Genomic DNA, 24,710 nt, shown 5'->3' on the forward strand with positions numbered 1-24,710 from the left:
TCATGCAATTCGAACGTAACGCCATCCTGGTCGCGCTGCTGGCGGCGGGTCTGCTGCCGCTGGCGGTCCATGATCAGTACCTGCTGCATGTGGCCATCATGGTGCTGTTCTATGCCGTGCTGGCCACCAGCCTGAACCTGGTCGTCGGCTATGTGGGCGAGTTCTCGCTCGGCCACACCGCCTTCCTGGGCACGGGGGCCTACGCCGCGGCGCTGCTGTCCACGCAGCTGGGCTGGCCGATGTGGGCCACCATACCGGCCGCCGGCGTGCTGGCGGCGGCCATGGGGCTGCTCATCGGCAGCATCACGCTGCGCCTGCAGGGGCCGTTCTTCGTCATCGTGACACTGTCGTTCGCCGAGGTCCTGCGCCTGGTCGCGGACAACTGGGTCGCCTTCACCAACGGCCCGATGGGTATCGCCGGGGTGCCGCAGCCGGCATGGCTGGCCCAGGCAGGCAACCTGGCGACCAAGCAGTTCTTCTTCTACCTGGCCTGGGGCGTGCTGGCGGTCTCGCTCTACCTGGCGTACCGCTTCGTCTATTCCAATGCCGGCCGGGCCGCGGTAGCCGTGCGCGAGAACCGCTACGTCGCCCAGTCCATCGGCATCCGGCCGTTTCGCTACGCCATGCTGGCATTCGTGCTGGGCGCCTTCCTGGCGGGCATGGCGGGCGGGTTCTACGCGCACTACATCTCGTTCGTCGGGCCGGAAGTCTTCCGCTTCGCCTTCATGGTCAGCATGATCATCATGGTGCTGATCGGCGGCAAGGGGACCCTGGTCGGGCCGCTGATCGGGGCGCTGCTGGTGACCTTCCTGGAGGAATACCTGCGCGAGGCCAAGGAACTGCGGCTGTCGCTGTTCGGCCTGGCGGTGATGGCCATCGTGCTGTTCCTGCCGCGCGGCCTGATGGGATTCCTGACGACCCGCCGAGAGATGAGGACTCCCCCCTACGCGCTGTCGCGCGCCCCCCGGGGGGCGGCACCGGCGGACTGGCGGAGCCAGATCCGCTGTGCCCTGGGTCGGGGGGGCGCCATTCTATCCGGTGTAAGCGGCGCGTGGCGCCTTGGGAAACCGAAATGACAACTGTGCATGCAATTGGCCACGCCCCCATGCTGGACGTGCGCGGGCTGTGCAAGACCTTCGGCGGCATCAAGGCGGTCAAGGACATCAGCTTCCAGGTCAGGGCGGGCGAGATCGTCGGCCTGATCGGGCCCAATGGCGCGGGCAAGACGACCTGCTTCAACCTGATCACCGGGTTCTACGCGCCCACCTCGGGCGAAGTCCACGTCAGGGGCGAGAACCTGACCGGCGCTAAACCCTACCAAATGGCCAGGAAGGGCATCGTCCGCAGCTTCCAGAAGACGAACATCCTGAAGTCGCTGTCGGTGTTCGAGAACATCCTGGCCGGCCACTACCTGAGCGCCCGGCAGGGCCTGCTGCAGACCTTCTTCCCGGGCCGCAAGGTCCGCGCGGCCGAACGCGCCGCGCGCGAGGAGGCCGAACGCATCGTCCACATCATGGGGCTGGGCGAACGCATGAACGCGCCGGCCTACCTGCTGTCCTGCGGCGAGTTGCGCCTGCTGGAGGTCGGCCTGGCGCTGGCGGCCAAGCCGGACATCCTGATGCTGGACGAGCCCGCCGCGGGCCTGAACAGTCAGGAAGCCATGGAGCTGGGGCGCATCCTGAAAAAACTGCGGGGCACGCAGGTGCAGTCCATCCTGATCGTCGAGCACAACATGGGCCTGGTCATGAGCGTATCGGACCGCGTGGTCGTCATGCACTTCGGCGAAAAACTGGCCGAGGGCGTGCCGGCGGACGTGCAGCGCGACCCGCGCGTGATCGAGGCCTATCTGGGAGGAGGGCGCGCGGCATGAGCACCGTCCAGGCATCATCCGCTCCGCTGCTGGAGCTGGACAATCTTCACGTGGGCTATGGCAAGACCGCCGCGCTGCACGGCGTGAGCCTGCGCGTGCAGCCGGGCGAGACCGTGGCGCTGATCGGCGCCAACGGGGCGGGCAAGAGCACGACGCTGCGCGCCATCTCGGGCTTGCTCAAGCCCACGCGCGGCAGCATCCGCTTCAACGGGCGCGACATAGGCGGCATGGCGCCGGACCGCATCGTCGGGCTGGGCATTGCCCAGAGCCCGGAGGAACGCCATGTATGGCCCGCCATGACGGTCTACGAAAACCTGGTGCTCGGCGCCTACCTGTGCCGGTCGCAGGCCACCGTACAGCAGCGCGTGGCCAGGGTGTACGAACGTTTCCCGCGGCTGAAGGAACGCCATCAGCAACTGGCCGGCACGCTCAGCGGCGGCGAGCAGCAGATGCTGGCGATCGGCCGCGCCCTGATGTCCGAGCCCGTGCTGCTCCTTCTGGACGAGCCCAGCCTGGGGCTCAGCCCCAAGATGGCCGACGAGGTGTTCGACGTGGTGCGCGAGATCAGCAGGCAGGGCGTGACCGTCCTGTTGGTGGAGCAGAACGTGCACAACGCGCTGACCGCCGCGTCGCGTGCCTATGTGTTCGAGACCGGCCGGGTCGTGGCGCAGAGGGAGTCCGCGGGATTGCTGGAGGATCCGGAACTGCTGGCCGCCTATCTGGGAGGCTAGGGCCTGTGCCAGCCGCCTTCTAGCGTGAGCAGGCCCCAGGCGACGATGGAGCCCGGGCGTCATCGAAGCATTTATTAATTTTCTGTTTAATTATTTATGGGGGCCGGCCTGCCGCCGGCCCCCGCAGGAAGGAAAGGAGAAGCCGTATGAGTCGTCCCTTGCGCGTAGGCATCGTGGGTGGCGGGATCGGGGGCGTGGCGCTGTCGCGTGCCCTGACGCTGCGCGGTATCGAGAATCATGTGTTCGAGCGGGCGTCGGCGTTCGGCGAAGTCGGCGCCGGCGTGCAGGTCACGCCCAACGCCGTCAAGGTCTTGAAGGCGCTGGGCCTGACGGACGACCTGAAGCGGGTGGGGTTCCTGCCGCAAGCCATGGTGGGACGCAACTGGCGCTCGGGACGCGAGCTGTTCCGCACGCCGCTGAAGGAAAGCTGCCCGCAGATCTACGGCGCGGAGTTCTATCACGTCCATCGCGCGGACCTGCATGCCATCCTGTCGCAACACCTGGCCGACGGCAAGGGCGCGACGCTGGGCATCCATTGCACCGGCGTGCGCACCGAGGGCGGGACCGCCGTCGCGTCCCTGAGCGACGGCGGCGAATACGAGGCCGACCTGATCGTGGGCGCCGACGGCGTGCGCTCGGTGGTGCGCGATGCGCTGTTCGGCACGGAGTCGGCGCAGTTCACCGGCCACATGTGCTGGCGGGCCCTGGTGCCGGTGGATCGCCATCCGCTGAAGTTCGTCAGTCCGGACGCGGCGTTCTGGATGGGGCCGCACGGACACCTGGTCACCTACTACGTCAACGGCGGGGCGGCGGTGAACATCGTGGCCGTGAACGAGTCGCGCAACTGGGTGGAGGAGTCCTGGAACGTGCGCAGCAGCCGGGAAGAACTCACGAAGGCCTATGAAGGCTGGCATCCCGACGTGATCGAGCTTTTCAGCCGGACCCAGGATGTCTACAAGTGGGGGCTGTTTGACCGGGATCCGATGCAGGCCTGGTCCAAGGGCCGGGTCACGCTGCTGGGGGATGCGGCGCACCCGATGCTGCCCTTCCTGTCCCAGGGGGCGGCCATGGCCATCGAGGACGGCTACGTCCTTGGCGCGGCGCTGGAGCACTATGGCCGCGACGTCGGCGCCGCGCTGCAGGCCTACGAGGCCGAGCGCAAGCCGCGCACCAGCCGCGTGCAGCTGGAAGCCCGCGAGCGCGGCAAGACCTATCACCTGCCGTCGCCGTGGGCGCAGTTCAAGCGCGACCTGCTGTACCGGTGGCGCGAGCTGATCAATCCCAATGCCGTGGGCATCCAGGCAAACTGGGTCTACATCTACGACGCGACCACGTGCGCGCAGCGCTTCGGCCGGCCGGCGCTGGCGGCGTGAAGGGGAGGACCTCCATGACATCCCGCTACCGCATCGGCCAGATCGTGCCGAGTTCCAACACGACCATGGAGACCGAGATTCCGGCCATGCTGCGGCTGCGCGAGCAGATCCGGCCGGAACGGTTCACCTTCCATTCGGCGCGCATGCGCATGAAGCACGTCACGAAGGAAGAACTGGCCGCGATGGACGCCGAGTCCGACCGCTGCGCCCTGGAGCTGAGCGACGCCCGGGTCGATGTGCTGGGCTACGCCTGCCTGGTGGCCATCATGGCGATGGGCACGGGCTATCACCGCGAGTCCGAGGCGCGGCTCGGCCAGCGTACCCGCGAGAACGGCGGCGCCGCCCCGGTCGTGACCAGCGCGGGCGCGCTGGTGGACGCATTGAAGATCCTCGGCGCCCGGCGCATCGCCCTGGTCGCACCCTACATGGTGCCGCTGACCCGGCTGGTGATCGGCTACATCGAAAGCGAGGGCGTCCAGGTGACCCAATGGCGCGCGCTGGAGATTCCCGACAACCTGGAAGTGGGGCGGCACGATCCAGGCCGGCTGCCGGACATCGTCGCCTCGATGGATACCTCGGACGTGGATGCCGTCGTGCTGTCCGCCTGCGTGCAGATGCCGTCGCTGCCGGTCATCGCCCGGGTCGAGGCGCTGACCGGCAAGCCGGCCGTGACCGCGGCCGTCGCCACCACCTACGCCATGCTCAAGGCGCTGGACCTCGAGCCCATCGTGCCCGGGGCCGGGGCCTTGCTGTCGGGCCGTTACTAGGGAGCCATTCGTGAGCAGCACTTTTCTTTACGGCGCCAACGTGCGCGCCAACGGCATACGCCAACACTATCTGCGTTTCGGCGGCAAGGGCCGGCCCCTGGTGCTGGTGCCAGGCATCACCAGCCCCGCGGTGACCTGGGCGTTCGTGGCCGAGCGGCTGGGGCGCCAGTTCGACACCTACGTGCTCGACGTCAGGGGACGCGGCTTGTCCGAGACGGCGCCGGGCATGGACTACAGCCTGGAGGCCTGCGCGGCCGACGTGGGCGCCTTCGCGCAGGCGCTGGGGCTGGCGGACTATTTCCTGGTCGGGCATTCGATGGGCGCGCGTATCGGTGCCATCGTGGCCGCGCACCACGCGCAAGGGCTGGCGCGCCTCGTCATGGTGGACCCGCCGGTGTCGGGACCGGGCCGCCGGCCCTATCCGGCCAGGATCGACTGGTACGTGGATTCCATCCGGCTCATGCGGGAAGGCGCCGACTGGGAAAAGCTCAAGCCGTTCTCGCCTACCTGGACCGAGGCACAACTGCGCCTGCGTGCCGAATGGCTGCATACCTGCGACGAGGACGCCGTGGTGTGCGCCTACCACGCCTTCGGCACGCACGACATGCATGCCGACCTGCCGGCGATCGCGGTGCCCGCGCTGCTGATGGTCGCGGGCAAGGGAGGCGTCATCGAGGCGGCCGACGTCGACGAGATCCGCAGCCTGATGCCCGGGCTGGAAGTGCGGACCGTGCCGACGGCCGGGCACATGATCCCCTGGGATGACGAGGAAGGCTTCTTCCAGGGCTTTGGCACCTTTCTGGGAACCCCCGTTTAGCAAGGAGCACGCTATGGCTGTCAGCGATTCCGATTTGATCCAGGCATGGACCCAGGTCCTGACGCTGTCGCGCCTGAAGCGCGGCGACACCGTCACGGTATTGACCACCGAGGGCGTGACCCATCCCCAGACCCTGCGCTGCGCGATGACCGCCGCCGGGCTGCTGGGCGCGCGCGTCAACCGGCTGGATCTGGCGCCCGTCAACGGCGAGAAATCGCTCAGCCGCGATTCCCTGGCCTACCTGGGCACCACGCCCTTGAGCGGCAACCGCGCGGCCATCGCCGCGCTCAAGGCCAGCGATCTGGTGGTCGATCTGATGACCCTGCTTTTCTCGCCCGAGCAGCACGACATCCTGCAAGGGGGAGGCAAGATCCTGCTGGCCGTCGAGCCGCCCGAGATCCTGCTGCGCATGGTCCCCAACGAAGCGGACCGCGCACGCGTGCTGGCCTGCGGGGCGCTGCTGGAACGTTCGCGCGAGATGCGGGTGACGTCGGCGGCGGGTACCGACCTGGTCTGTCCGTTGGGCGAGTTCCCGGTGGTCAAGGAGTACGGCTTCGTGGACGAGCCGGGCCGCTGGGACCACTGGCCCAGCGGCTTCGCCCTGACCTGGCCGAACGAGCGGGCCACGCGCGGCCGCATCGTGGTGGACAAGGGCGACATCCTGCTGCCGATGAAGTCGTACGTCAGCGATCCCATCGTGATGGAGGTGGAGGACGGCTACGTCACGTCCATCACGGGCGGCATGGACGCCGAACTGCTCAGCGACTACATGGAATCCTTCAACGACCCGGAAGCCTATGCCATGTCGCACATCGGCTGGGGGGCGCAGAACCGCGCGCGCTGGTCCACGCTGGGGCTGTACGATCGCGAGGCCACGATAGGCATGGATGCGCGCGCCTACGCCGGCAACTTCCTGTTCTCGCTCGGGCCCAACAACGAGGTGGGCGGGTCCCGCAGCACCGCGTGCCACATGGACATTCCGCTGCGCCGCTGCACGGTGTCGCTGGACGGCCGCGAGGTGGTGGCCGAGGGCCGCCTGATCGAGGAGCGGCTGGCCGAGGCGGAGGCCGCATCATGAGCAAGGACGGCAACGACCGCGCGGTCTACGCCCGCCAGGGTTTCGGCGCGGGGCTGGTGCCCGAGCCTCCGTTCGGCCTGCTCGTTGTCGACTTCGTCAACGGCTTCGCCGATCCGGCCATCTTCGGCGGCGGCAACATCCCCGCGGCCATCGAGGCCACGCGTCCGTTGCTCGCGCTGGCGCGCGGACGCGGCTGGCCCGTCGCTCACACGCGCATCGTCTACGCGGACGATGGCGCCGATGCCAATGTCTTTTCCGCCAAGGTGCCGGGAATGCTGGGCCTGACCGAAGCCGCGCCGGCCAGCGCCATCGTGCCGGAACTTGCGCCCCTGCCGGGAGAGCTGGTGGTGCGCAAGAACGTGCCGTCGGCATTCTTCGCCACCGGCCTTGCCCCGTGGCTGACGCAGCGGGGCGTGCGCACGCTCGTGGTGGCCGGTTGCGTGACCAGCGGCTGCGTGCGCGCGAGCGTGGTCGATGCCATGTGCTGGGGCTTCCGGCCGGTGGTGCTGGCCGATTGCGTGGGCGACCGCGCCGTCGGACCTCATGAGGCCAGCCTGTTCGACATGGCGCAGAAGTACGCCGAGGTCATGGACTACGCCGACCTGCTCCGCCGGCTGGACGACTGAAAGGCCGGGGGGCGCCCCGGCCCGCGCTAGGGGGCCTGCATGCCGCCGGTCACGAAGCGGGTGACCTGGTCGATCAGGCTGTCGGTGTCGTCCGGATCGTAAAGACCCGGGGGCGCCATTTCTTCCATGCGGTGGGTATCCGAGAACGCATACAGATAGGTACCCACCATCAAGGTGACGCGCCAGTACGCGTCCAGCTCCGGCAGGTTGGGCAGTGCCTTGCGCACCGCGTCCACGTAGAGCCGCGTGGAGCTGCCGTAGGCGTCGGTTCGCAGCTTGTAGGAAATCTGCGGCGGTTCGGTGTGCAGGCGGGCCTGCAGGCGCAGGAACGACCGCCCCTCGGGCGTCGCGCGAAAGGCCAGCGTGGGCATCAGGAAGGCCTGTACGACATCGCGCACCTTGGGCCGGCCAGGCTTGGCCTGCAACTGCGCCAGGTTCTCCAGGCGCTGCTGCGAAATGATCTGGCTGCGGCGCATGAACACGGCTTCGTACAGGCCGTACTTCGAACCGAAGTAGTAGTTGATCAGTGCCTGCGTGACCTTGGCCTGGTCGGCGATCTCCCGCAAGGTGGTGCCCGCGTAGCCCAGGTTGGAAAAGAGTTCTTCCGCCGCATCGAGTATGTCGTCCCGGACGACGCTGGTGCCCTCGGGGCGGCCGGGGCCCTTCTGGCCGGCCTTGCGCCTGGTTTGGGCTGCGGGGGCGCCCCGGCGGCCGCTGACCAATTTCATAAGCGATTAATTAAATATTGGCTGCGAAGCCTCCATGCTAAGGCTTTTCGCGCACGTGGGCCACGCCCCGGCGCGCCTGTCGCGCGTCAGCGTAGCGCGAACACCTCGTCCGCGGACCATGCGCGATCCAGGTAGCCATCGGCATGCAGCATGGCGGAGAAGGCGTCCAGGGTCGCGCGGTTGCGCGCCACGCCATAGGGCCAGGGATCCGCGCCGAAGGTGGCCTGCGTTTCCTCCACGTGGTCCATCAGCCAGGGCAGCGTGGCGGCCAGCGCGCCGCTGAATCGCAGCCGCTGCCAGGCCTGGTCCTTGGCCTGTTCGCACGCCCGCACCAGCGCGGGCGCCAGCCACGGATGCGCCTCGTGGCGATCGCGGCGCAGAACCAGGGCGTGCATGATGGGGAACACGCCGGTCGCCTCGTAGTAGGCGGCTTCCACGCGCCTGTAGTCCGGAAACAGCCGCCGCACGGCGGGGTGCCTGCCGTACGAGCGGGGGATGAAGGCGCCGATGAGCGCGTCGATGCCGCCCTGGGCCAGCATGTCCGACAGACATGTGGTGGCCGGGATGCGTTGCCATTGCAACGGGCGGCTGGGGCGCAGCTCCATGATGTCGCCGCCGGCGACGCCATATTCGTTCACGCCGCCTTCGTACCATTCGGCGTTCGCCAGGTCGACGCCGTAGCCGTCGCGCAGCAGGCCGCGGATCCAGACCGCGGCCGTCATCTGGTGGCCTTGCACGCCGATGCGCTTGCCGGCGAGATCGGCGGGCGACCGGATGCCCGCGTCCTCGTTCACGAAGATGAAGCCGTGGCGGAACATGCGCGACGGGAACACCGGCAGCGTGACGAAGTTGGCGCGGCGCTGCGCGGTCAGCGCGTAGCAGTGCGTGAGCGACATCTCGGCGACGTCGAAGGCGCCGTGTTCGATCATGGGACTGAAGATGTCCACCGGCCGCTGGCGCACGTGCGGGACGATGCGCACGCCGTCGATCGCCACGCTGCCGTCGTACAGCCCTTGCAGGCGGTCGTACGGACCCGCCGCGAAGCTGAGCTCGAGTCCGCTCATGGCGCTATTCCAGCTTGACGCCGGCTTCGCGCACCATCGCGCCCCAGCGGTCGAATTCCGACTTGAGCATGGTCTTCATCTCGGCCGGGCTGTTGGGCTTGGGATCGTGCGAGGCGGCATGGATGCGGTCGATCAGGTCCGGCGATTTCAGCGCGGCGGCGACTTCGGCATTGAGCTTGTCGACGATCTCGGGCGGGGTGCCCGCCGGCGCGAACAGCGCGATGGCCGAGTCGATCTTGAAGCCCGGCACGCCGGCTTCTTCCATCGTCGGCACGTCGGGCATGGCCGAGGCCCGCTGGCTGCCGGTCACGGCCAGCACGCGCACCCGCTTGGACTGGAGCAGCGGCTGGATGGGACCGGAATCGGTGATGCCGGCCTGCACCTCGCCCGCCGCCACGGCGGCCGCGGCGGGGCCGCCTCCCTTGTACTGCACCGGAACCATGTCCAGGTCCAGCGAACGCTTCAGCAATTCGCCCGCCAGGAAGGTCTGGCTGCCGACGCCGGTCACGGCATAGCTCAGGGCGCCCGGCTTGGCCTTGGCGGCGGCGATCAGGTCGCGCACCGACCGGATGGGCGAGTCTTCCTTGACCGACACCACCAGGCCGCTGGTCGCCAGCAGCGAGATGGGGGCGAGGTCCTTGAGCGGGTCGTAGCCGGCCTTGGTCAGGTGCACGGTCACCGTCACCGCGCCCAGCGAGGTCAGCAGCAGCGTGTAGCCGTCGGGCTTGGCGCGCGTGACCGCGCCCACGCCTATCGTGCCGCCAGCGCCGGCACGGTTCTCGATGAACACCGTCTGGCCCATGCGTTCGGTCAGCTTCTGCGCCAGCGAGCGCGCGATCACGTCCACGCTGCCGCCGGGCGCGTAGGGCACGATGACCTGTACCGGGCGGTCCGGGTAGCGTTGCGCGTGGGCCGCGGGGGCGGCAAGCGCGGCCGCGGCGGCCAGGGTGGACGCGAGGGCGTATCGCGCGGGAAGGCGGTAGGGGGTCGATCCGTTGCGTTGCATGGCGTGCCTCCAGAAGGGGAAGGGCAGGGGTGATGCGGCGAAGCGCCGCGCCGGGGCGCGGCGGGCGGGCTCAGAGTTCGATGACGGTCTTGGGGGTCTTGTGCAGGCATTCCCCCGGCCCGTCGGGGCCGATGATGTAGTTGTCGCAGACGGTGGTGAAGACGCTGGCGGTGGCATGGCCGGGATGGACCACGATGTTCATGCCGGCGGCGATGGGCATGGTCTCGTCCTCGCGTATCAGCGGACGCTCGACCATGTCGTAGCCCTGGCCGTGGGCATACAGGCGCGTTTCCTCGCGCATGCCGCGGGCACGCATGAAGGCGTTGTGGGCGGCCAGGATGTCGGCGGGCATCGCGCCGGGCTTGAGGTGGTCCAGCGTGTGGCGCTGGGCCTCGACCAGCAGGGCCATGGTGTCCAGCAGTTCCTGCGAGGCCTTGCCCAGCACGAAGGTACGGGCCAGTTCGCCGTAGTAGCCGCCCGGGCCGTTGTTCTCGATCAGCAGCGTGAAGGCGTCGCCTTCGCGCATCTCCCTGCCTTGCTGGTGGCGGGGCTTGTACATCGCGGCGCGGCCGGCGGGCGAGGACGAGCCGATGAACAGCCCCTGTTCGCTGCCGCGCAGCTGGCCCGCGTACTGGGCGTAGGCGGCGACCTCGAAATCCTTCATGCCGGGGCGGATGTGGCGGGCCAGGGCCTGCAGTACCTCGTCCTGCATGGCCGCCATGCGGCCGATGGCCTCGATCTCGTCGGCGCTCTTGATGGCCTTGATGTGGTCGACCATGTCGGTGGCATCGACGAAGCGCACCGAGCCCGCCGTATTTCTATACCGTCGAGCTGCTGCGCAAGTACGGCCTCGCGCCCAACGACGTGCAATGGGTGTCGACCGGCACCGATGCCGCGTCGCGCGCCAGCATGCTGCTGGGCGGTCAGGTGGATGCCGGGCTGCTGACGGCGCCGTCGTACTTCAAGCTGGAAACCCAGGGCCTGAAGGTGCTGACCGAGCTGCCCGACCACGAGGACATCTACGTCAGCACGGCCTTCCTCCACAAACGCAGCTACCTGGCCGAGCAGCGAGGCCGGGCCGAGGGCCTGATCCGCGCCCACGCCGAGGCGATCAAGCGTTTCTACGATGACAAGGCCTTCGCCGTGGCGACCTTCAAGGCGTTTGACCAGCCCGAGAGCGAGGCCGACATAAGCCGGGTCTACGACATCTACGTCAAGCGCAACGTGCTCGACCGCGTACCTCTGATTTCCAAGGCCGCCATCCAGGCCACCATCGACCGGCTGGCGGAGCAGACGCCGGCGGTGCGCAAGCTGGACCTGGGCAAGGTCGTGGACAACAGCCTGGTGCTCAAGCTGGTCAAGGACGGATGGTTCGAGCAGACTTTCGGCTCGGCCGTGCGCGAGGAGCAGGAGCGCAAGATCGCCGGTGCGCTGGGCTGATGCCGCCGGCGGTCATGATGCGAAGTAGCGCAAGACCAGGACCGCGCCCGAGGCCAGCACGACCAGCGCCACCAGGCGCAGGAAGGCCTCGCGGCTCAGCGCCAGCGTGATCCGCCGCCCTGCCCAGGTGCCCAGCAGCATGGCCGGCGCCAGCATCAGCGCGGTGGCCAGCAGTCCGGTGTCGGCATAGACGCCGGCCGCCAGGAAGAACACGGCGCGCGTGAAGGTGGCCAGGCCGATCAGGGTGCTTTGCGTGACGCGAATGTCGTTCTTGTCCCGCAGGCGGCCGGCCAGGTAGATGGCATAGATGAAACCGCCGCTGCCGAACAGCGCGGAGAACACGCCACCCACCGTACCGAAGGCATAGGCCGACCCTGGCGGCAGCGTCCGGTGCGGACGAAAGCCGCTCAGGGAATACAGCGAGTAGGCGATGGCGAACACGCCCAGCAACAGGAGCAGGGCGTCCGGCCGGCTGCGCAGCAGGACGACGGCGCCCACCAGGCTGCCGAGCACCATCGCCGGTACCAGCCGACGCAGCTCGCCCATCGACGCGTGGCGCACGTCGCGCGCCACGCTGGTGGTGGCCGCGGCGAAGTCCAGCAAGGCCAGGAGCGGTACGATGGTGGCCACCGGCACGAAGTTGGCCAGCAGCGGGCCGGCGACCAGCGCGGTGCCGAAGCCCGCCATGCCGAAGATGACGTAGGCCGCTGCCACGCCGGCGAACATCAGCGCGAACTGGGAAAGCGGAACGGGAAGCAGGAAGAGAAGGGCATCCACGGCTGGGCTCGATCGGGGCAACGGCAGCAGTCTGAGCCCTGCGCGCGTGGCGGTCCAATTCTAAAATCAGGCCTCATCCATCTCATCGCGCGATAAATGTTCTCGGTCAGGCAGCTTGGATACTACGTGGCGATCGTCGAGGCCGGCAGCTTCAGCGAGGCGGCCGAGCGGCTGCACGTGGCACAGTCGGCGCTGAGCCGGCAGATCAAGCTGCTGGAGGAAGAGGTGGGCGTGGCGCTGCTGGCGCGCACCACGCGACAGGTGGAAATGACGGCGGCGGGAAGGGCCTTCCACGAGGACGCGGTGCGCATGCTGGCGGGGCTGGGCGAGATGGCGGGCCGCGCGCGCCAGGCCGAGCGCGGCGTGCAGGGCAGCGTGGCGCTGCTGCATTCCAGTTCCGTGCCGCTGGGCCGGTCGCTGCTGGCGCCGCTGCGGCGCCACCTGTCGCGCCAGCCCGGTGTCAGCCTGTCGATCTCGTCCGCATCGTCCGAGCAGCAGGCGCAGGACATCCAGGACGGACGCGCGGACCTGGGCCTGGCCCGCGCGCCGGTGCTACGGCAGCTGCCCGACGTGCTGACGGAGGTCCTGTACGAGGAAGCGCTGGTGCTGGCCGTGCCGGCGGAACATCCGCTGGCGGGGCGGGACGCGGTGCCGCTGCATGCCCTGCGCGGCGAACGCTTCGTGTCGCTGCCGCATGCCCATCGGGGCGGGTTGAGCTATCGGGTGGTGGAACTGTGCCGGCAGGCCGGGTTCTTTCCCCTGGCCGCGCAGGCGGTGTCCCGCAAGGCGACCCTGCTGCGGCTGGTGGAGCTGGGGTTCGGCGTCGCGCTGGTGCCGGCGGACATGGCGGCCGACGCGCGCGCCGAGGTGCGCCTGGTGGCGTTGGCCGAGTGCGATGCCCGCACCCAGGTGCTGCTGCACGTCCACCGTTCGCCCACGCCGCAGGCCCGCCAGGTCGCCGATGCGCTGCGCGCGGCCTGCGCGGGTTGGCGAGGACTGGGCCGCGCGGACCCGGTCAGCCCAGGGTAGATTCCAGCGCCAGCAACTGCTCGACGGTTTCGCGCGCCCGCACGACATGGTAGTGGTCGCCGTCCACCATGACTTCGGCGGCGCGCGGGCGGGTGTTGTAGTTGCTGGCCATGACCATGCCGTAGGCGCCCGCCGATTCCACGGCCAGGTAGTCGCCTTCGCGCACGGCCAGGTCGCGGTCCTTGGCCAGCCAGTCGCCGCTCTCGCACACCGGCCCGACCACATCGTAGCGTCCGGTGGCCTCGTCCGCGCGCGGCGCCACGGCCAGCACGCCGTGGTAGGCCTCGTACAGCGTCGGGCGGATCAGGTCGTTCATGGCCGCGTCGACGATCAGGAAATTCTTCGCTTCCGTGGGCTTGAGGTACTCCACGCGCGTCACCAGCAGGCCGGCGTTGCCGACCAGGGAACGGCCGGGTTCCAGCACGATCTGGCGCGAGCCGTAGCCGCGTGCGTCGATGCGTTCGAACACGCGGGACAGCAGGTCGGCGGGGGCCAGCGCGGTCTCGTCGGCGTAGCGGATGCCCAGGCCGCCGCCCAGGTCCAGGTGCTCGACCCGGATGCCGTCGGCCGCCAGCTTGTCGAGCAGGTCGAGCAGCTTGTCCAGCGCGTCCAGGAAGGGGGCGGTCTCGGTGATCTGCGAGCCGATGTGGCAGTCGACGCCCACGATCTCGATCCCCGGCAGCGAGGCCGCGGTCCGGTAGGCCGCGGGGGCGTCGTCGATGGCGATGCCGAACTTGTTTTCCTTCAGGCCGGTCGAGATGTAGGGATGGGTCTTGGGGTCGACGTCGGGGTTCACGCGCAGCGATACCGGCGCGCGCTTGCCCATCGCCTGCGCGACCTCGGACAGGCGGTGCAGTTCGGGCACGGATTCGACGTTGAAGCACTTGACGCCCGCTTCCAGCGCCAGGCGCATTTCGGCGGCCTGCTTGCCTACGCCCGAGAAGACCACCTTGGCCGGATCGCCGCCCACCGCCAGCACGCGCTGCAGCTCGCCCGCGGACACGATGTCGAATCCGGCTCCCATGCGCGCGAATTCCCGCAGCACCGCCAGGTTGGAGTTGGCCTTCATGCCGTAGCAGACCAGCACGTCGCGCGAGCCGATGCCGCGCCGGTAGGCGTCGTAGGCGGCGTGCAGCGCGGCGCGCGAATAGACGTACAGCGGCGTGCCCAGCTGGTCGGCCAGCCGGGCCACGGATACGCCTTCGGCGTGGAGCACGCCGTCGCGATAGGCAAAGTGGGGGCTGCCGACCGGAGTGGGCAGGGAAGCGGGGGTGGTCATTGTGTCAGGGGGGTATGCGAGATGGATTCGTTGCGCCGGGAGATGTCGTCGACGTCGCCCGTGGTCTTGGACACCGGCGCGGGGGCGGGCTGCACGGCCGGCGCGGGCGCCGTGGGGGCCGGCTGGGCAGGCAGGTAGAGCGGGCCCTTGATGCCGCAGGCGGCCAGCAGCGCGAGCGGCAGGACCGCCAGCAGGGGAGCCAGGCGGCGCCCGGCCGGCCGGGCGCCGATGGCTACAATGCCGGTATCAGCAACCAACGAGGGGTCTGGGCATGCGGCGCGCGCAGGGCGCGTGGGTTTCATGTCGGACATAGTCGAAATTATGAACGAAAGCGAGTTTCTTGCCTTGGCCGACGCCATCCTGGATTCCATCGAGCGGCAGGCCGACGTGTGGTTCGAGCAGCGCGACATCGATATCGAGGCGACGCGCAGCGGCAACGTGCTGACGCTGACCTTCGCCGATCGCAGCCAGGCGGTCATCAACAGCCAGGCGCCCATGCAGGAAATGTGGGTGGCGGCGCGCAGCGGCGGGTTCCATTATCGCCTGAAGGACGGGAAGTGGCTGGATACGCGGTCTGGCGAGGAACTGGCGCGGGCGTTGTCGCGGATTTGTTCCGAGCAGTCGGGGGAGGAGATTGTGGTAGAGGAACTGCCGGTTCGGTGAGTTCTAAACACGGCTGGTCCGGGGCACCGAATGCGCCGTCCGGCCTCTCGGCGCCCCGGACCCAGCCTGCGGCGTCTTGTGGTGGTGGCCGCCCGTGGGGGTATGGCGGGCGGGCGTAGGGGCGGTCAGGGCAGGTATTCCGGGCGGGTGTTGCCGCCGCCGCTGGTGCTGCCCGAGCTGCCGCCATTGCCATTGATCAGGTTGCCCAGGCTGTCGATCAGCCGCGACATGGGATCGGTCGAGGGGGGCGGCAGTCCTACGGTGGCGACGGCCTGGCCGGGCGGGAATTCGGCGAAATAGTAGTCGCCGTTCTGCACGATGATGCCGGGGGGCATGGGCTGTTCGCGCTGGGGGATGTCCTTGAGCGCGCGCTGCATGTATTTCAGCCAGATCGGCATGGCGGCGCCGCCGCCGGTTTCGCGCACGCCCAGCGAGCGGGGCTGGTCGTAGCCCAGCCAGGCGACGCCCACGAGGCCGGGGGTGTAGCCGGCGAACCAGGCGTCCACCGAGTTGTTGGTGGTGCCGGTCTTGCCCGCCACGTCCTGGCGCTTGAGCGACAGGGCGGCGCGGGCGGTGCCGGTGCGGACGACGTCGCGCAGCATGGAGTCGGCGATGTAGGCCGTGCGGGCGTCGATGGCGCGCAGCGATTCGTCGCCCGCCTTGGTCGGGCGAGCCTGCATCAGGACGCGGCCGGTGCTGTCGGTGACCTTGTCGATCAGGTAGGGGGTGACGCGGTAGCCGCCGTTGGCGAAGACGGAATAGGCGCCGGCCATCTGCAGCGGCGTGACCGAACCCGCTCCCAGCGCCATGGTCAGGTAGGCGGGGTGGCGGGCGGCGTCGAAGCCGAAACGGGTGATGTAGTCCTGGGCGTACTGCGGACCGATGCTTTGCAGCACGCGGATCGACACCATGTTCTTGGACTTGGCCAGCCCCTGGCGCATGGTCATGGGGGGCTCGTTCTTGCCGTCGTAGTTCTTCGGTTCCCAGCGCTGCGAGCCGGTGGCCGAGGCTTCGAGCACGAACGGATCGTCGGAAATGATGGTGGCGGGAGTCAGGCCCCGTTCCAGCGAAGCCGCGTAGATGAAGGGCTTGAAGCTGGAGCCGGGCTGGCGCCAGGCCTGGGTGACGCGGTTGAACTTGCCGCTGTGGAAATCGAAGCCGCCGACCATGGCGCGGATGGCGCCGTTTTGCGGGTCGGTGGAGACGAAGGCCGCCTGGACCTGGGGCGTTTGCAGGATTTCCCACTCGTTTCCGGTCTTCAGGATGCGGACGATGGCGCCGCGGCGGATGCGCACCGAAGGCTGGGCCTTGGCCGACAGCGCCGGCTGCACGAACTTGAGCCCCTTGCCGGTGATGTCGATGATCTCGCCCGAGCTGCGGGCCACGCGGACCTTGTTGGCATCGGCGGCCAGGACCACGGCGGACAGCAGGGTATCGCTGTCGGGATAGTCGTTCAGGGCGTCGTCGACCGCCTCGTTCAGCTTCTCGGGGTTGTTGTCGATGCCATTGGGCAGGTCGACGAAGGCCTCGGGGCCGCGGTAGCCGTGGCGGCGCTCGTAGTCCAGCACGCCGTCGCGCAGCGAATCGTAGGCGGCATCCTGCATGTCCCGGTTCACGGTCGTATAGACGTTCAGGCCGCGGGTGTAGGTCTCTTCCTTATAGATGTCGTAGACCAGCTGGCGAGCCAGCTCGGCCACGTATTCGGCGCGCACGCCGAATTCTCCGCCCAGTTGCCGGACCTGCTGCTTTTCGTCCAGGGCGGCGCGGTATTCGGGCTCGGTCAGATAGCCCAGGCTCAGCATGCGCTGCAGCACGTATTGCTGGCGCAGCTTGGCGCGGGTCGGGTTGACCACCGGGTTGTAGCGCGACGGGGCCTTGGGAATGCCGGCCAGCATCGCGGCCTCGGCGGCGGTGATCTCCGACAGCGGCTTGCCGTAATAGATGCGGGCCGCCGAGGCGAAGCCGTAGGCGCGCTGGCCCAGGTAGATCTGGTTGATGTAGAGCTCCAGGATCTGGTCCTTGGTCAGGTTGGCCTCGATCTTGAAGGTCAGCAGGATTTCGTAGAGCTTGCGGGTCCAGGTCTTTTCCGACGACAGGTAGAAATTCCGGGCCACCTGCATGGTGATCGTGCTGGCGCCCTGGCTCTTGGACAGGTTCACCATGTTGGTGAGGGCCGCGCGCATGACGCCGGACCAGTCTATGCCGCCATGTTGGTAGAAACGGTCGTCTTCTGCCGACAAGATCGCCGATTTGAGTACATCGGGTACGTCGCGGATGCGCACGACGTTGCGCCTTTCCTCGCCGAATTCGCCGATCAGGGCATTGTCCGCGGTGTAGATCCGCAGCGGCATCTTCGGATGGTAGTCGGTCAGGGCGTCGAGGTCGGGCAGGTTCGGGTAGGCGAGGGCCAGCGCCAGCCCCACCAGGAGGGCGCCACAAACGGCCAGCCCGGCCAGAACGCCGGCGACCTTCAGGAGAATACGGGACATGAGGAAGCAGCTTCTCGTGCGAGGACGAGACCCATTATAGGAACATCGAAACGGATCGGCTTATAGACCGCCCGGCGGCCCGGGCGTTCCTGTAACAGTTGGTGTGCCGGGTCCCGGGGGCCGATTTTCCGCTTCCGGCCCTCTTGCGGGATAATGCATCTTATATCGATATCTTTCTGTGGCTTCGGCCTCACGAGCTAGTGGATCAGGTCTCTTACGATTCATGCGCGGCCGCCGCCACGGGGCCGGCAGGCACGGTGTTCGTGCCGCCCGTCTTTCTCGTCGGCATGATGGGGGCGGGCAAAACCACGATCGGCCGCGGCCTGGCCCGGGCGTTGTCGCGCCAGTTCCTGGACGTGGACCTGGTGCTGGAAGCGCGCTGCGGGGTCCGGGTGCCCACCATTTTCGAACTGGAAGGCGAGGCCGGCTTCCGGCGCCGCGAAACCCATGCGCTGGACGAATGCAGCCGGATTTCCGGGGTAGTCCTGGCCACCGGCGGCGGCGCCGTGCTGGCCGAGGAAAACCGCCGCATGCTGCAGCAGCGCGGCACGGTCGTCTACCTCAGGGCCAAGGCCGAGGAGCTCTACCAGCGTACCCGCTACGACCGCAACCGGCCGCTGCTGCAGACGGCCGATCCGCTGGGCCGCATCACCGAGCTGCTGCGCCAGCGCGAACCCCTGTACGAGGAAATCGCCGACCTCGTCGTCGATACCGGCAAGGTGTCGGTGGCGCGGCTGGTCGGCCGCATCCTGCCCATGCTCGCAACCTGCAACAAGCAGGTCCGGCCGCCCGCCGCCGACCTGCCCCCGCTGGAGTGTCTATGAAAGAAGTCCGTGTCGAGACCCCGGGCGGGAGCTATCCCATACGGATCGCCCCCGGCCGCCTCGATCGCCTGGCCGAGGCCGTGCCGGCCGACGCCACCACCCTGGTCGTGGTCACCAATCCCACCGTGGCGGCGCTGTACGCCGAGCGCGCCGAGCAGGCCCTGGCGGCCACCGGCCGGCCCATCCTGCGCATCGAGCTGCCCGACGGCGAGCAATACAAGGATTGGCAGACCCTGAACCTGATCTTCGACGCCATGCTGGCCAGGCACTGCGACCGCAAGGCCGTGATCGTCGCGCTGGGCGGCGGCGTGATCGGCGACATCGCCGGCTTCGCCGCCGCGGTCTACATGCGCGGCATCCGCTTCATCCAGGTGCCCACCACGCTGCTGTCGCAGGTCGATTCGTCGGTGGGCGGCAAGACCGCCGTCAACCACCCCATCGGCAAGAACATGATAGGCGCGTTCTACCAGCCGATCGCCGTGGAAATCGACACCGACGTGCTGTCCACGCTGCCCGCGCGCGAGGTCTCCGCCGGGCTGGCCGAGGTCATCAAGTACGGTGCCATCCTGGATGCCGACTTCTTCGCCTGGTGCGAGGCCCACGCCCGGGACCTGCGCGCGCTCGAACCGGGCGCGCTGGCCGTGGCCATCGCCCGTTCGTGCGAACTCAAGGCCTACGTCGTCTCGCAGGACGAACGGGAAACCGGCTTGCGCGCCATCCTGAACTTCGGCCATACCTTCGCCCACGCCATCGAGGCCGGGCTGGGCTTCGGCGCCTGGCTGCACGGCGAGGCCGTCGGCTGCGGCATGGTGCAGGCGGCGGAGCTCTCGGCGCTGGCCGCCGGGCTGCCGCCGGCCGACGCCGAACGCATCCGCGGCCTGGTGCTGGCCATCGGCTGCCCGGTGTACGCGCCCGACCTGGGGCCCGACCGCTGGTTCGACCTGATGCAGGGCGACAAGAAAACCGAAGCCGGCCAGATCCGCTTCATCCTCTTGCCCAGGCTGGGGGAAGCGGTACGGACCCCGGCCGAGGCCGGACTGGTCCGGCAGGTCCTGGACCGGACCGTCGCCAAGACAGCGGGCGAGCAGCCAGCCACGCTCGCCTGACCCCGCCCACTCCGGAGGAGCCCCGACGTCATGCCCCAAGTCCTCGCTCCCTACGCCGCCGACCCGGCCGCCACCCGCGGCCGGCGCCACCCCGAAGCCCCGCCCCAGGGGCGTTCCGAATTCCAGCGCGACCGCGATCGCATCATCCATTCCAACGCCTTCCGGCGGCTGGAGTACAAGACCCAGGTCTTCGTGAACCACGAGGGCGACCTGTTCCGCACCCGGCTCACGCACAGCCTGGAAGTGGCGCAGATCGCGCGGTCCATCGCGCGCAACCTGGGCCTGAACGAAGACCTCGTCGAAGCCATTTCCCTGGCCCATGACCTGGGCCACACCCCGTTCGGGCATGCCGGACAGGATGTGCTGCACGCCTGCATGCAGGAGTTCGCACCCGAGGCCGGCGGCTTCGAGCACAACCTGCAAAGCCTGCGCGTGGTGGACGAACTCGAGGAACGCTACGGCGACTTCAATGGCCTGAACCTGTGCTTCGAGACCCGCGAGGGCATCCTCAAGCACTGCTCGCTGACCCGGGCGGCGCGCCTGGGCGACGTGGGCGAGCGCTTCCTGAACCGCACCCAGCCTTCGCTGGAAGCGCAACTGACCAACCTGTCGGACGAGATCGCCTACAACAACCACGACATCGACGACGGCCTGCGCTCCGGCCTCGTCTCGCTGGAGCAGATGCGGCAGGTCGGCATCTTCAACCGCCATCATGCCGAGGTCGTGCAGCGCTACCCGGACCTGCCCGAGCGGCGTGCCATCACCGAAACTGTGCGGCGCATGATCAACACCCTGATCATCGACCTGACCGAGACCACGGCGGCCCGCATCGCCCGGCACCAGCCGGCCTCCATCGACGACGTGCGCCGCGCGCCGCCGCTGGCGGGCTTCAGCCCCGAAGTGAAGGCCGAGGCCGAGGAACTCAAGATCTTCCTGCGCGACAACCTGTATCGCCACTATCGGGTGCTGCGCATGACCACCAAGGCCAAGCGCGTGCTGCGCGACCTCTTCATCGCCTTCCTGGACGACCCGCGCCTGTTGCCGCCGCAGTACCAGGCACGGGCCAACGTGGATCAGCCGCGGGCCATTGCCGACTACATCGCGGGGATGACCGACCGGTATGCGATCAAGGAGCACCGGCGGTTGTTCCTGGTGAGCGACGAGTAGCGGCGGGGGGGGCGGCCATCCGCCCCGCTTCCCGATGCATTGCGGTGGCGCCGTGCTGGTCAATGCGCCGCCTGCAACACCTCCGACCGATTGCCGCCGCCATTCTGGCGAGGGTAGGTATAGGCGCCGAGCCGCAACACCAGCATCGCCGAAGCCAGCAGGACCAGGCTCAATCCGGCCAATGCCGACGAATAGCTTCCCGTCGCGTCGAACACGAGCCCCATGACATAGGGGCCTCCGCCGGACCCCGCCATAAAGGCTGCGAACAGATAGCCATAGATCTCGCCGAAGCTCTTCAAGCCCAGGTAGCGCGACAGCAGGAAGGCGATCAGGTCTACTTCCGCGCCCAGGCCCAGCCCTATCAGCACGACCGCGACGGCCGCATAGGCGGGCGACGGGTTGGCGAGCAGCAGGGCGATGCCGGCTACCGGGACCAGGAAGAAGAAGGCCGCCACGTAGGGCGCGAAGATGCGGTCGAGCAGGAAGCCAGCCAGCAGCCTGCCTCCGATGAGCGCGAGGCCGGCGAAGCCCAGCGCCGAGGTGGCGAGCGTGGCGGCAATGCCGCGGTCGACCAGCAGCGGAACCACGTGGGCGATGACGCCGTTCGTGGCCAGGGCGACGCCCGCAAAGGCGATGGCCAGTTTCCAGAACAGGGGGCTGCGCAGCGCCTGTCGACCGGTCAGTCCGGGCAACGCCGGCAGGCCGTCGGCCGCGGCGCGATGGGGCGGTTCGCGCACCGCCAGGCCGACTGCGGTAAACCCGACCACGAAGGTGAGCGCCGCCAGCCCGACGTATGCGCCGCGCCAGCCCACGTGCGCGACCAGCGCCTGGGCGAACTGGGGAACCAGCGCCGCTCCCAGGCCGACGCCGGACATGGCCACGCCCAGCGCCAGCCCGCGCTTGTCGTCGAACCAGGCGGCAATGGCCTTGGCGTAGGGCAGGGGCGTCTGGCCCGCCGCGGCGATGCCCATCAGCGCATAGATGATCATGAACTTCGCCGGCGTATCGGCCAGGAAGGCCAGCGCGACCATCGCGAGCGCGAACAGCGTGATGGCCGGCAGGGTGACGGCGCGCACGCCGTGGCGGTCGGCGAGCCTTCCGGCCAGTGGCACGCATAGCGCGGTCACGCATAGCCCGATCACCAGGGCCAGCGATGTGGTGGAACGCGACCAGCCGAACTCGCTGGTGACCGGCAGCAGAAACACGCCGAAGGTGAATTGCATGATAGGACCGTTGCCGACCAACAGGCCGAACACGGATCCGACCACGATCCACCATCGATTGATCGTCTTCATTGTCTTCCTCCTGATGGCTCGGGCCATCTATGGGATGGGATCGCCGGCCGGATGCGATGTCCGGCCGGGGGGGGGGCGATTACCGGTCCAGCTTGAACAGCCGCGCCGCATTGGCGCTGCCTATCTTGAGCCGGTCGGCTTCGCTGATGCTGGTTGAGTCGAACCATTCGGCCGCATGGTCGATGTTCTCGAACGGCCAGTCGGTGGAGAACAGGATGCGGTCGGCGCCGATCTCGAGGATGGCATCGATCAGCGTCTGCGTGCGGAAGTTGCCCGAGGTGGTCAGGTAGAAGTTCTCGTTGAAGTAGTCGACGATCTTCCTCTTGGCCGGATACTTCGGCTTGGCCTTGAGCCAGGCGTTGCGGTGGTCGATGCGCCACATGCTGTAGGGCAGGCCTTCTCCCATGTGGCCCAGGATGATGCGCAGCGCCGGAAACTGGTCGAATAGGCCCGAGCCCATCAGCCGCAGGGCATGCACCGCCGTTTCCTGCCCGAATGCCCACGTCGGTCCGAGCAGCCAGCCGTGTCCGTCGTAGATGCCGGCGTCGGGTGGCAACGGATTGCGCGGATGCAGGTAGAACGGGACGTCGAGCGTCTGGACGGTTGCCCAGAACGGCAGGTACTGCGGCATGTCGTAGTACAGCGGCTTGGAATGCCGCACGTCTTCGGAGAATCCGTTGACCAGCGCGCCGACGAAACCCAGGTCCTTCACGCAGCGCTCCAGTTCGGCCGCCGCGAGTTCCGGCTCCTGCATGGCCAGCGCGGCAAAGCCGCGGAACCGGTCCGGCCGCTTGGCCACTTCCTCCGCCAGGAAGTCGTTGGCCCTGCGGGCCGTCTCATGCGCCTTGCGGTGGTCCCCGATGGCCTGCACCGCCGGCGCGTTCAGCGACAGGATCATGACCTCGATGCCATGCTCGTCCATCAGGCGCAGCCGCCTGTCCTGGATATCGAGCAGCCGCGACTTCAGCTCCGGCCAGTCCTTCTCCGGCACGAAGCCCGCCGAATCCATCAGGGTCTCTTCCGTGGCGAAATGCTCTTCCAGCGCGATTTTTCCTTTCATCTCTTTCTCCTGTACATGCAGTCAGAAAATGCAAGATCCCAATTCACGCAGCACGCGGTGCCCGGGATCTAGTACGAGCTTCTTGAGGTGTCACGCCACTGCTACCGCTGGCAGCCAGCGAAGCACCGGTGCCCCAACCCAAAAAAGCGGCCTTAGACCCAGGATGCGGTGGATCCGGCTCCGCCGGTCCACCCGCATCGCCCCCTGGGGGGCGCCCGAAGGGCGTAGGGGGGGTCAATATTGCCCGCGCGGCGCCAACCCCAGCGCCATCTGCCCGTACATCGTGCCCACCGCATCCCAGTTCATGCTGATGTGGCGGCCGACCGCGTTGATGTCGCGCCAGGCCCGCTGCACCGGGTTGTCCATCTGCAGGCCCGCGCCGCCGGTGGACGCGTTGAGGGCCTCGATCGCCCGCAGCGCCAGCGATACCGCGAACGACTGGCCGCGCCGGCAAACGATGCGGTCTTCCTCGGTCACGGCATGGCCGCCGCCGACCCTGGCGGTGACCCAGCGCAGGTCGCGCAGAAGGATCTCCCGTGCCGCGTCCGCGCTGGCGGCCGCTTCCGCCACGCGCAACTGGACCGTGGCGAACTCGGCCATCTTCTGATGCGCGCCGGCCACCGCGCCGCGGGTGACGCGGCCGCTGGTGACCGCTACGTACTCGTCGAGTGCCCCCTGCGCGGCGCCTACCGCGACCGAGGCCAGGCACGAGGGAATGACGGTCAGCATGGGAATGCGGTAGCCGGGGACTTGCCGGTAATGCGCGGCCCCTGGAGTGTCGCCCGACGTGGTCTGGGCGAAGGTCAGCAGACGATGGGCGGGTACGTACACATCGTCGAGCACCAGTGTCTTGCTGCCTGTGCCCGCCAGCCCGACCACGTCCCATGTGTCGACGATGCGATAGTCCGTCGCGGGTACCAGCAGGAAGGCGGGCTCCAGGCGAGACGGATCGTCGGCGCACGGCACCATGGCGGCGCAGAGCGCCCACCGGGCGTTCTCGCAGCCACTGGCAAAACTCCAGCTTCCGCTCAGCCGCAGGCCGCCTGGCGCCGGCTGCGCCCGGCTTGCCGGCGCATACGACCCGCATAGCAGCGCATCGGGGTCGGCGCCCCAGACGTCGTGCTGCGCTTCGGCCGGAAAACCCGCCAGCAGCCATTGATGCGCGGCCAGCAGGCCGCACACCCAGGCGGTCGATGCGCAGTGCTGCGCAAGGAGCAGATTGGCCTCGACCAGCGCTGCGAAGCTCTGCTCCGCGCCGCCGTATGCGGCCGGCTTGACCAGGTCGAAGAAGCCGGTGGCGCGCACCCGTTCCATGTGGGCAGCGGGTATGCGGCGCGCGGCCTCCACTTCTCGCGCAGCGGCGCGCAAGCCGGGAGCCAGCTCGCGCAATGCGGCGACGAGGGGCGGGGAGGGCGCGTCCGTGCCGCCGGGCGGCGACAGAATGGCGTGTTCCGCGAAACTGCTCATGATGGTCTCCGAGTTATGTGCATGAATGGCCGGCCTGCCGGCGCGCGGTGCGAG

25 protein-coding genes are annotated in these 24,710 nt (G+C 68.5%); 14 read left to right on the forward strand and 11 right to left on the reverse strand.

Annotation, left to right across the window (positions count from 1 at the left end):
- The first annotated feature begins 2 nt into the window (after positions 1-2).
- The 8 genes from ABD104_RS09215 (at position 3) to ABD104_RS09250 (ending at position 7,262) form a co-directional block, all read left to right on the forward strand.
- The gene (locus ABD104_RS09215; protein WP_087841537.1) at positions 3-1,076 is read left to right on the forward strand and encodes a branched-chain amino acid ABC transporter permease; all 1,074 of its coding nucleotides are present in this window, start codon (positions 3-5) and stop codon (positions 1,074-1,076) included.
- The gene (locus tag ABD104_RS09220) at positions 1,073-1,870 is read left to right on the forward strand and encodes an ABC transporter ATP-binding protein (RefSeq protein ID WP_243724388.1); all 798 of its coding nucleotides are present in this window, start codon (positions 1,073-1,075) and stop codon (positions 1,868-1,870) included. The genes ABD104_RS09215 and ABD104_RS09220 overlap by 4 nt, the downstream gene beginning before the upstream one ends.
- Positions 1,867-2,601 carry an ABC transporter ATP-binding protein gene (locus ABD104_RS09225; protein WP_087841539.1) on the forward strand — a complete coding sequence of 245 codons (735 nt, stop codon included), beginning with the start codon at positions 1,867-1,869 and terminating at the stop codon, positions 2,599-2,601. Before ABD104_RS09220 ends, ABD104_RS09225 begins: the two co-directional genes overlap by 4 nt.
- 146 nt (positions 2,602-2,747) lie before the next feature.
- Positions 2,748-3,974 (forward strand): FAD-dependent monooxygenase, encoded by a 1,227-nt coding sequence (locus ABD104_RS09230; protein ID WP_087841540.1) that lies wholly within the window; start codon positions 2,748-2,750, stop codon positions 3,972-3,974.
- Between the two features lie 14 nt (positions 3,975-3,988).
- Positions 3,989-4,741 carry a maleate cis-trans isomerase family protein gene (locus ABD104_RS09235; protein WP_486352023.1) on the forward strand — a complete coding sequence of 251 codons (753 nt, stop codon included), beginning with the start codon at positions 3,989-3,991 and terminating at the stop codon, positions 4,739-4,741.
- Between the two features lie 10 nt (positions 4,742-4,751).
- Complete coding sequence (locus ABD104_RS09240; protein WP_087841541.1) at positions 4,752-5,558, forward strand: alpha/beta fold hydrolase; 807 nt, start codon at positions 4,752-4,754, stop codon at positions 5,556-5,558.
- A gap of 13 nt (positions 5,559-5,571) precedes the next feature.
- Positions 5,572-6,636, forward strand: coding sequence for a 2,5-dihydroxypyridine 5,6-dioxygenase NicX family protein (locus tag ABD104_RS09245; RefSeq protein ID WP_279814638.1), 1,065 nt, complete (start codon positions 5,572-5,574; stop codon positions 6,634-6,636).
- Positions 6,633-7,262 carry an isochorismatase family protein gene (locus ABD104_RS09250; protein WP_132979125.1) on the forward strand — a complete coding sequence of 210 codons (630 nt, stop codon included), beginning with the start codon at positions 6,633-6,635 and terminating at the stop codon, positions 7,260-7,262. Before ABD104_RS09245 ends, ABD104_RS09250 begins: the two co-directional genes overlap by 4 nt.
- Before the next feature lie 26 nt (positions 7,263-7,288).
- Here the strand turns inward: ABD104_RS09250 and ABD104_RS09255 are convergent, their stop codons facing one another.
- From ABD104_RS09255 to ABD104_RS09270, 4 genes are all read right to left on the reverse strand, one after another.
- Positions 7,289-7,990, reverse strand: coding sequence for a TetR/AcrR family transcriptional regulator (locus ABD104_RS09255; protein ID WP_087841544.1), 702 nt, complete (start codon positions 7,988-7,990; stop codon positions 7,289-7,291).
- A gap of 86 nt (positions 7,991-8,076) precedes the next feature.
- Positions 8,077-9,054, reverse strand: coding sequence for a substrate-binding domain-containing protein (locus ABD104_RS09260; protein ID WP_343927415.1), 978 nt, complete (start codon positions 9,052-9,054; stop codon positions 8,077-8,079).
- A gap of 4 nt (positions 9,055-9,058) precedes the next feature.
- Positions 9,059-10,060 carry a Bug family tripartite tricarboxylate transporter substrate binding protein gene (locus tag ABD104_RS09265; RefSeq protein WP_343927416.1) on the reverse strand — a complete coding sequence of 334 codons (1,002 nt, stop codon included), beginning with the start codon at positions 10,058-10,060 and terminating at the stop codon, positions 9,059-9,061.
- A gap of 70 nt (positions 10,061-10,130) precedes the next feature.
- Positions 10,131-10,862 (reverse strand): M24 family metallopeptidase, encoded by a 732-nt coding sequence (locus tag ABD104_RS09270; protein ID WP_132979122.1) that lies wholly within the window; start codon positions 10,860-10,862, stop codon positions 10,131-10,133.
- A gap of 32 nt (positions 10,863-10,894) precedes the next feature.
- On the opposite strand from ABD104_RS09270, the gene ABD104_RS09275 reads away from it, so the two are divergent.
- Entirely contained in the window at positions 10,895-11,500 is a 606-nt protein-coding gene (locus tag ABD104_RS09275) for a substrate-binding domain-containing protein (protein WP_254914703.1), read from the forward strand.
- A gap of 12 nt (positions 11,501-11,512) precedes the next feature.
- On the opposite strand, the gene ABD104_RS09280 is transcribed toward ABD104_RS09275, so the two are convergent.
- Entirely contained in the window at positions 11,513-12,277 is a 765-nt protein-coding gene (locus tag ABD104_RS09280) for a sulfite exporter TauE/SafE family protein (protein WP_243724386.1), read from the reverse strand.
- A 96-nt stretch (positions 12,278-12,373) separates the two neighbouring features.
- Between ABD104_RS09280 and ABD104_RS09285 the strand changes: the two genes are divergently transcribed.
- Positions 12,374-13,306 (forward strand): LysR substrate-binding domain-containing protein, encoded by a 933-nt coding sequence (locus ABD104_RS09285; RefSeq protein ID WP_087841549.1) that lies wholly within the window; start codon positions 12,374-12,376, stop codon positions 13,304-13,306.
- Here the strand turns inward: ABD104_RS09285 and lysA are convergent.
- Complete coding sequence (gene lysA, locus ABD104_RS09290; RefSeq protein WP_279814645.1) at positions 13,293-14,585, reverse strand: diaminopimelate decarboxylase; 1,293 nt, start codon at positions 14,583-14,585, stop codon at positions 13,293-13,295. The genes ABD104_RS09285 and lysA overlap by 14 nt on opposite strands.
- A complete protein-coding gene (lptM, locus tag ABD104_RS09295; RefSeq protein WP_243724385.1) occupies positions 14,582-14,842 on the reverse strand; it encodes an LPS translocon maturation chaperone LptM in 261 nt (86 codons plus the stop codon). The genes lysA and lptM overlap by 4 nt, the downstream gene beginning before the upstream one ends.
- Before the next feature lie 64 nt (positions 14,843-14,906).
- Here lptM and cyaY point away from each other — a divergent pair, with 64 nt between their 5' ends.
- Complete coding sequence (gene cyaY, locus ABD104_RS09300) at positions 14,907-15,248, forward strand: iron donor protein CyaY (RefSeq protein WP_087841552.1); 342 nt, start codon at positions 14,907-14,909, stop codon at positions 15,246-15,248.
- Between the two features lie 125 nt (positions 15,249-15,373).
- Here cyaY and ABD104_RS09305 read toward each other — a convergent pair whose 3' ends face one another.
- On the reverse strand, positions 15,374-17,737 hold the full coding sequence (locus tag ABD104_RS09305) for a penicillin-binding protein 1A (RefSeq protein WP_087841553.1): 2,364 nt from the start codon (positions 17,735-17,737) through the stop codon (positions 15,374-15,376).
- Positions 17,738-18,024: 287 nt separating this feature from the next.
- On the opposite strand from ABD104_RS09305, the gene ABD104_RS09310 reads away from it, so the two are divergent.
- Genes ABD104_RS09310 through ABD104_RS09320 form a run of 3 tightly spaced genes read left to right on the forward strand, consistent with a single transcriptional unit; the run spans position 18,025 to position 20,834 of the window.
- Complete coding sequence (locus tag ABD104_RS09310; RefSeq protein ID WP_087841599.1) at positions 18,025-18,561, forward strand: shikimate kinase; 537 nt, start codon at positions 18,025-18,027, stop codon at positions 18,559-18,561.
- Entirely contained in the window at positions 18,558-19,667 is a 1,110-nt protein-coding gene (gene aroB, locus ABD104_RS09315) for a 3-dehydroquinate synthase (protein WP_087841554.1), read from the forward strand. The genes ABD104_RS09310 and aroB overlap by 4 nt, the downstream gene beginning before the upstream one ends.
- A gap of 30 nt (positions 19,668-19,697) precedes the next feature.
- Positions 19,698-20,834 (forward strand): deoxyguanosinetriphosphate triphosphohydrolase, encoded by a 1,137-nt coding sequence (locus tag ABD104_RS09320; RefSeq protein ID WP_087841555.1) that lies wholly within the window; start codon positions 19,698-19,700, stop codon positions 20,832-20,834.
- 59 nt (positions 20,835-20,893) lie between these two features.
- On the opposite strand, the gene ABD104_RS09325 is transcribed toward ABD104_RS09320, so the two are convergent.
- From ABD104_RS09325 to ABD104_RS09335, 3 genes are all read right to left on the reverse strand, one after another.
- The gene (locus ABD104_RS09325) at positions 20,894-22,129 is read right to left on the reverse strand and encodes an MFS transporter (RefSeq protein WP_087841556.1); all 1,236 of its coding nucleotides are present in this window, start codon (positions 22,127-22,129) and stop codon (positions 20,894-20,896) included.
- A 79-nt stretch (positions 22,130-22,208) separates the two neighbouring features.
- Positions 22,209-23,189, reverse strand: coding sequence for a gamma-resorcylate decarboxylase (gene tsdA, locus ABD104_RS09330; protein WP_087841557.1), 981 nt, complete (start codon positions 23,187-23,189; stop codon positions 22,209-22,211).
- A 234-nt stretch (positions 23,190-23,423) separates the two neighbouring features.
- Positions 23,424-24,656 carry an acyl-CoA dehydrogenase family protein gene (locus tag ABD104_RS09335; protein ID WP_087841558.1) on the reverse strand — a complete coding sequence of 411 codons (1,233 nt, stop codon included), beginning with the start codon at positions 24,654-24,656 and terminating at the stop codon, positions 23,424-23,426.
- Positions 24,657-24,710 lie beyond the last annotated feature (54 nt).

Origin of the sequence: Pigmentiphaga daeguensis (assembly GCF_039523035.1) — a bacterium.
In the GTDB taxonomy this organism is placed as follows: Bacteria; Pseudomonadota; Gammaproteobacteria; order Burkholderiales; family Burkholderiaceae_B; genus Pigmentiphaga; species Pigmentiphaga daeguensis.

Bases quoted from the DNA above. Each gene is read 5' to 3' on its own strand.
- lysA (WP_279814645.1), bottom strand. From the start codon at position 14,585: ATGACCACCCCCGCTTCCCTGCCCACTCCGGTCGGCAGCCCCCACTTT.
- tsdA (WP_087841557.1), bottom strand. From the start codon at position 23,189: ATGAAAGGAAAAATCGCGCTGGAAGAGCATTTCGCCACGGAAGAGACC.
- ABD104_RS09250 (WP_132979125.1), top strand. From the start codon at position 6,633: ATGAGCAAGGACGGCAACGACCGCGCGGTCTACGCCCGCCAGGGTTTC.
- ABD104_RS09215 (WP_087841537.1), top strand. From the start codon at position 3: ATGCAATTCGAACGTAACGCCATCCTGGTCGCGCTGCTGGCGGCGGGT.
- ABD104_RS09260 (WP_343927415.1), bottom strand. From the start codon at position 9,054: ATGAGCGGACTCGAGCTCAGCTTCGCGGCGGGTCCGTACGACCGCCTG.
- ABD104_RS09235 (WP_486352023.1), top strand. From the start codon at position 3,989: ATGACATCCCGCTACCGCATCGGCCAGATCGTGCCGAGTTCCAACACG.
- ABD104_RS09285 (WP_087841549.1), top strand. From the start codon at position 12,374: ATGTTCTCGGTCAGGCAGCTTGGATACTACGTGGCGATCGTCGAGGCC.
- ABD104_RS09305 (WP_087841553.1), bottom strand. From the start codon at position 17,737: ATGTCCCGTATTCTCCTGAAGGTCGCCGGCGTTCTGGCCGGGCTGGCC.
- ABD104_RS09325 (WP_087841556.1), bottom strand. From the start codon at position 22,129: ATGAAGACGATCAATCGATGGTGGATCGTGGTCGGATCCGTGTTCGGC.
- aroB (WP_087841554.1), top strand. From the start codon at position 18,558: ATGAAAGAAGTCCGTGTCGAGACCCCGGGCGGGAGCTATCCCATACGG.
- cyaY (WP_087841552.1), top strand. From the start codon at position 14,907: ATGAACGAAAGCGAGTTTCTTGCCTTGGCCGACGCCATCCTGGATTCC.
- ABD104_RS09320 (WP_087841555.1), top strand. From the start codon at position 19,698: ATGCCCCAAGTCCTCGCTCCCTACGCCGCCGACCCGGCCGCCACCCGC.
- ABD104_RS09265 (WP_343927416.1), bottom strand. From the start codon at position 10,060: ATGCAACGCAACGGATCGACCCCCTACCGCCTTCCCGCGCGATACGCC.
- ABD104_RS09230 (WP_087841540.1), top strand. From the start codon at position 2,748: ATGAGTCGTCCCTTGCGCGTAGGCATCGTGGGTGGCGGGATCGGGGGC.
- ABD104_RS09255 (WP_087841544.1), bottom strand. From the start codon at position 7,990: ATGAAATTGGTCAGCGGCCGCCGGGGCGCCCCCGCAGCCCAAACCAGG.
- ABD104_RS09220 (WP_243724388.1), top strand. From the start codon at position 1,073: ATGACAACTGTGCATGCAATTGGCCACGCCCCCATGCTGGACGTGCGC.
- ABD104_RS09310 (WP_087841599.1), top strand. From the start codon at position 18,025: ATGATGGGGGCGGGCAAAACCACGATCGGCCGCGGCCTGGCCCGGGCG.
- ABD104_RS09335 (WP_087841558.1), bottom strand. From the start codon at position 24,656: ATGAGCAGTTTCGCGGAACACGCCATTCTGTCGCCGCCCGGCGGCACG.
- ABD104_RS09245 (WP_279814638.1), top strand. From the start codon at position 5,572: ATGGCTGTCAGCGATTCCGATTTGATCCAGGCATGGACCCAGGTCCTG.
- ABD104_RS09225 (WP_087841539.1), top strand. From the start codon at position 1,867: ATGAGCACCGTCCAGGCATCATCCGCTCCGCTGCTGGAGCTGGACAAT.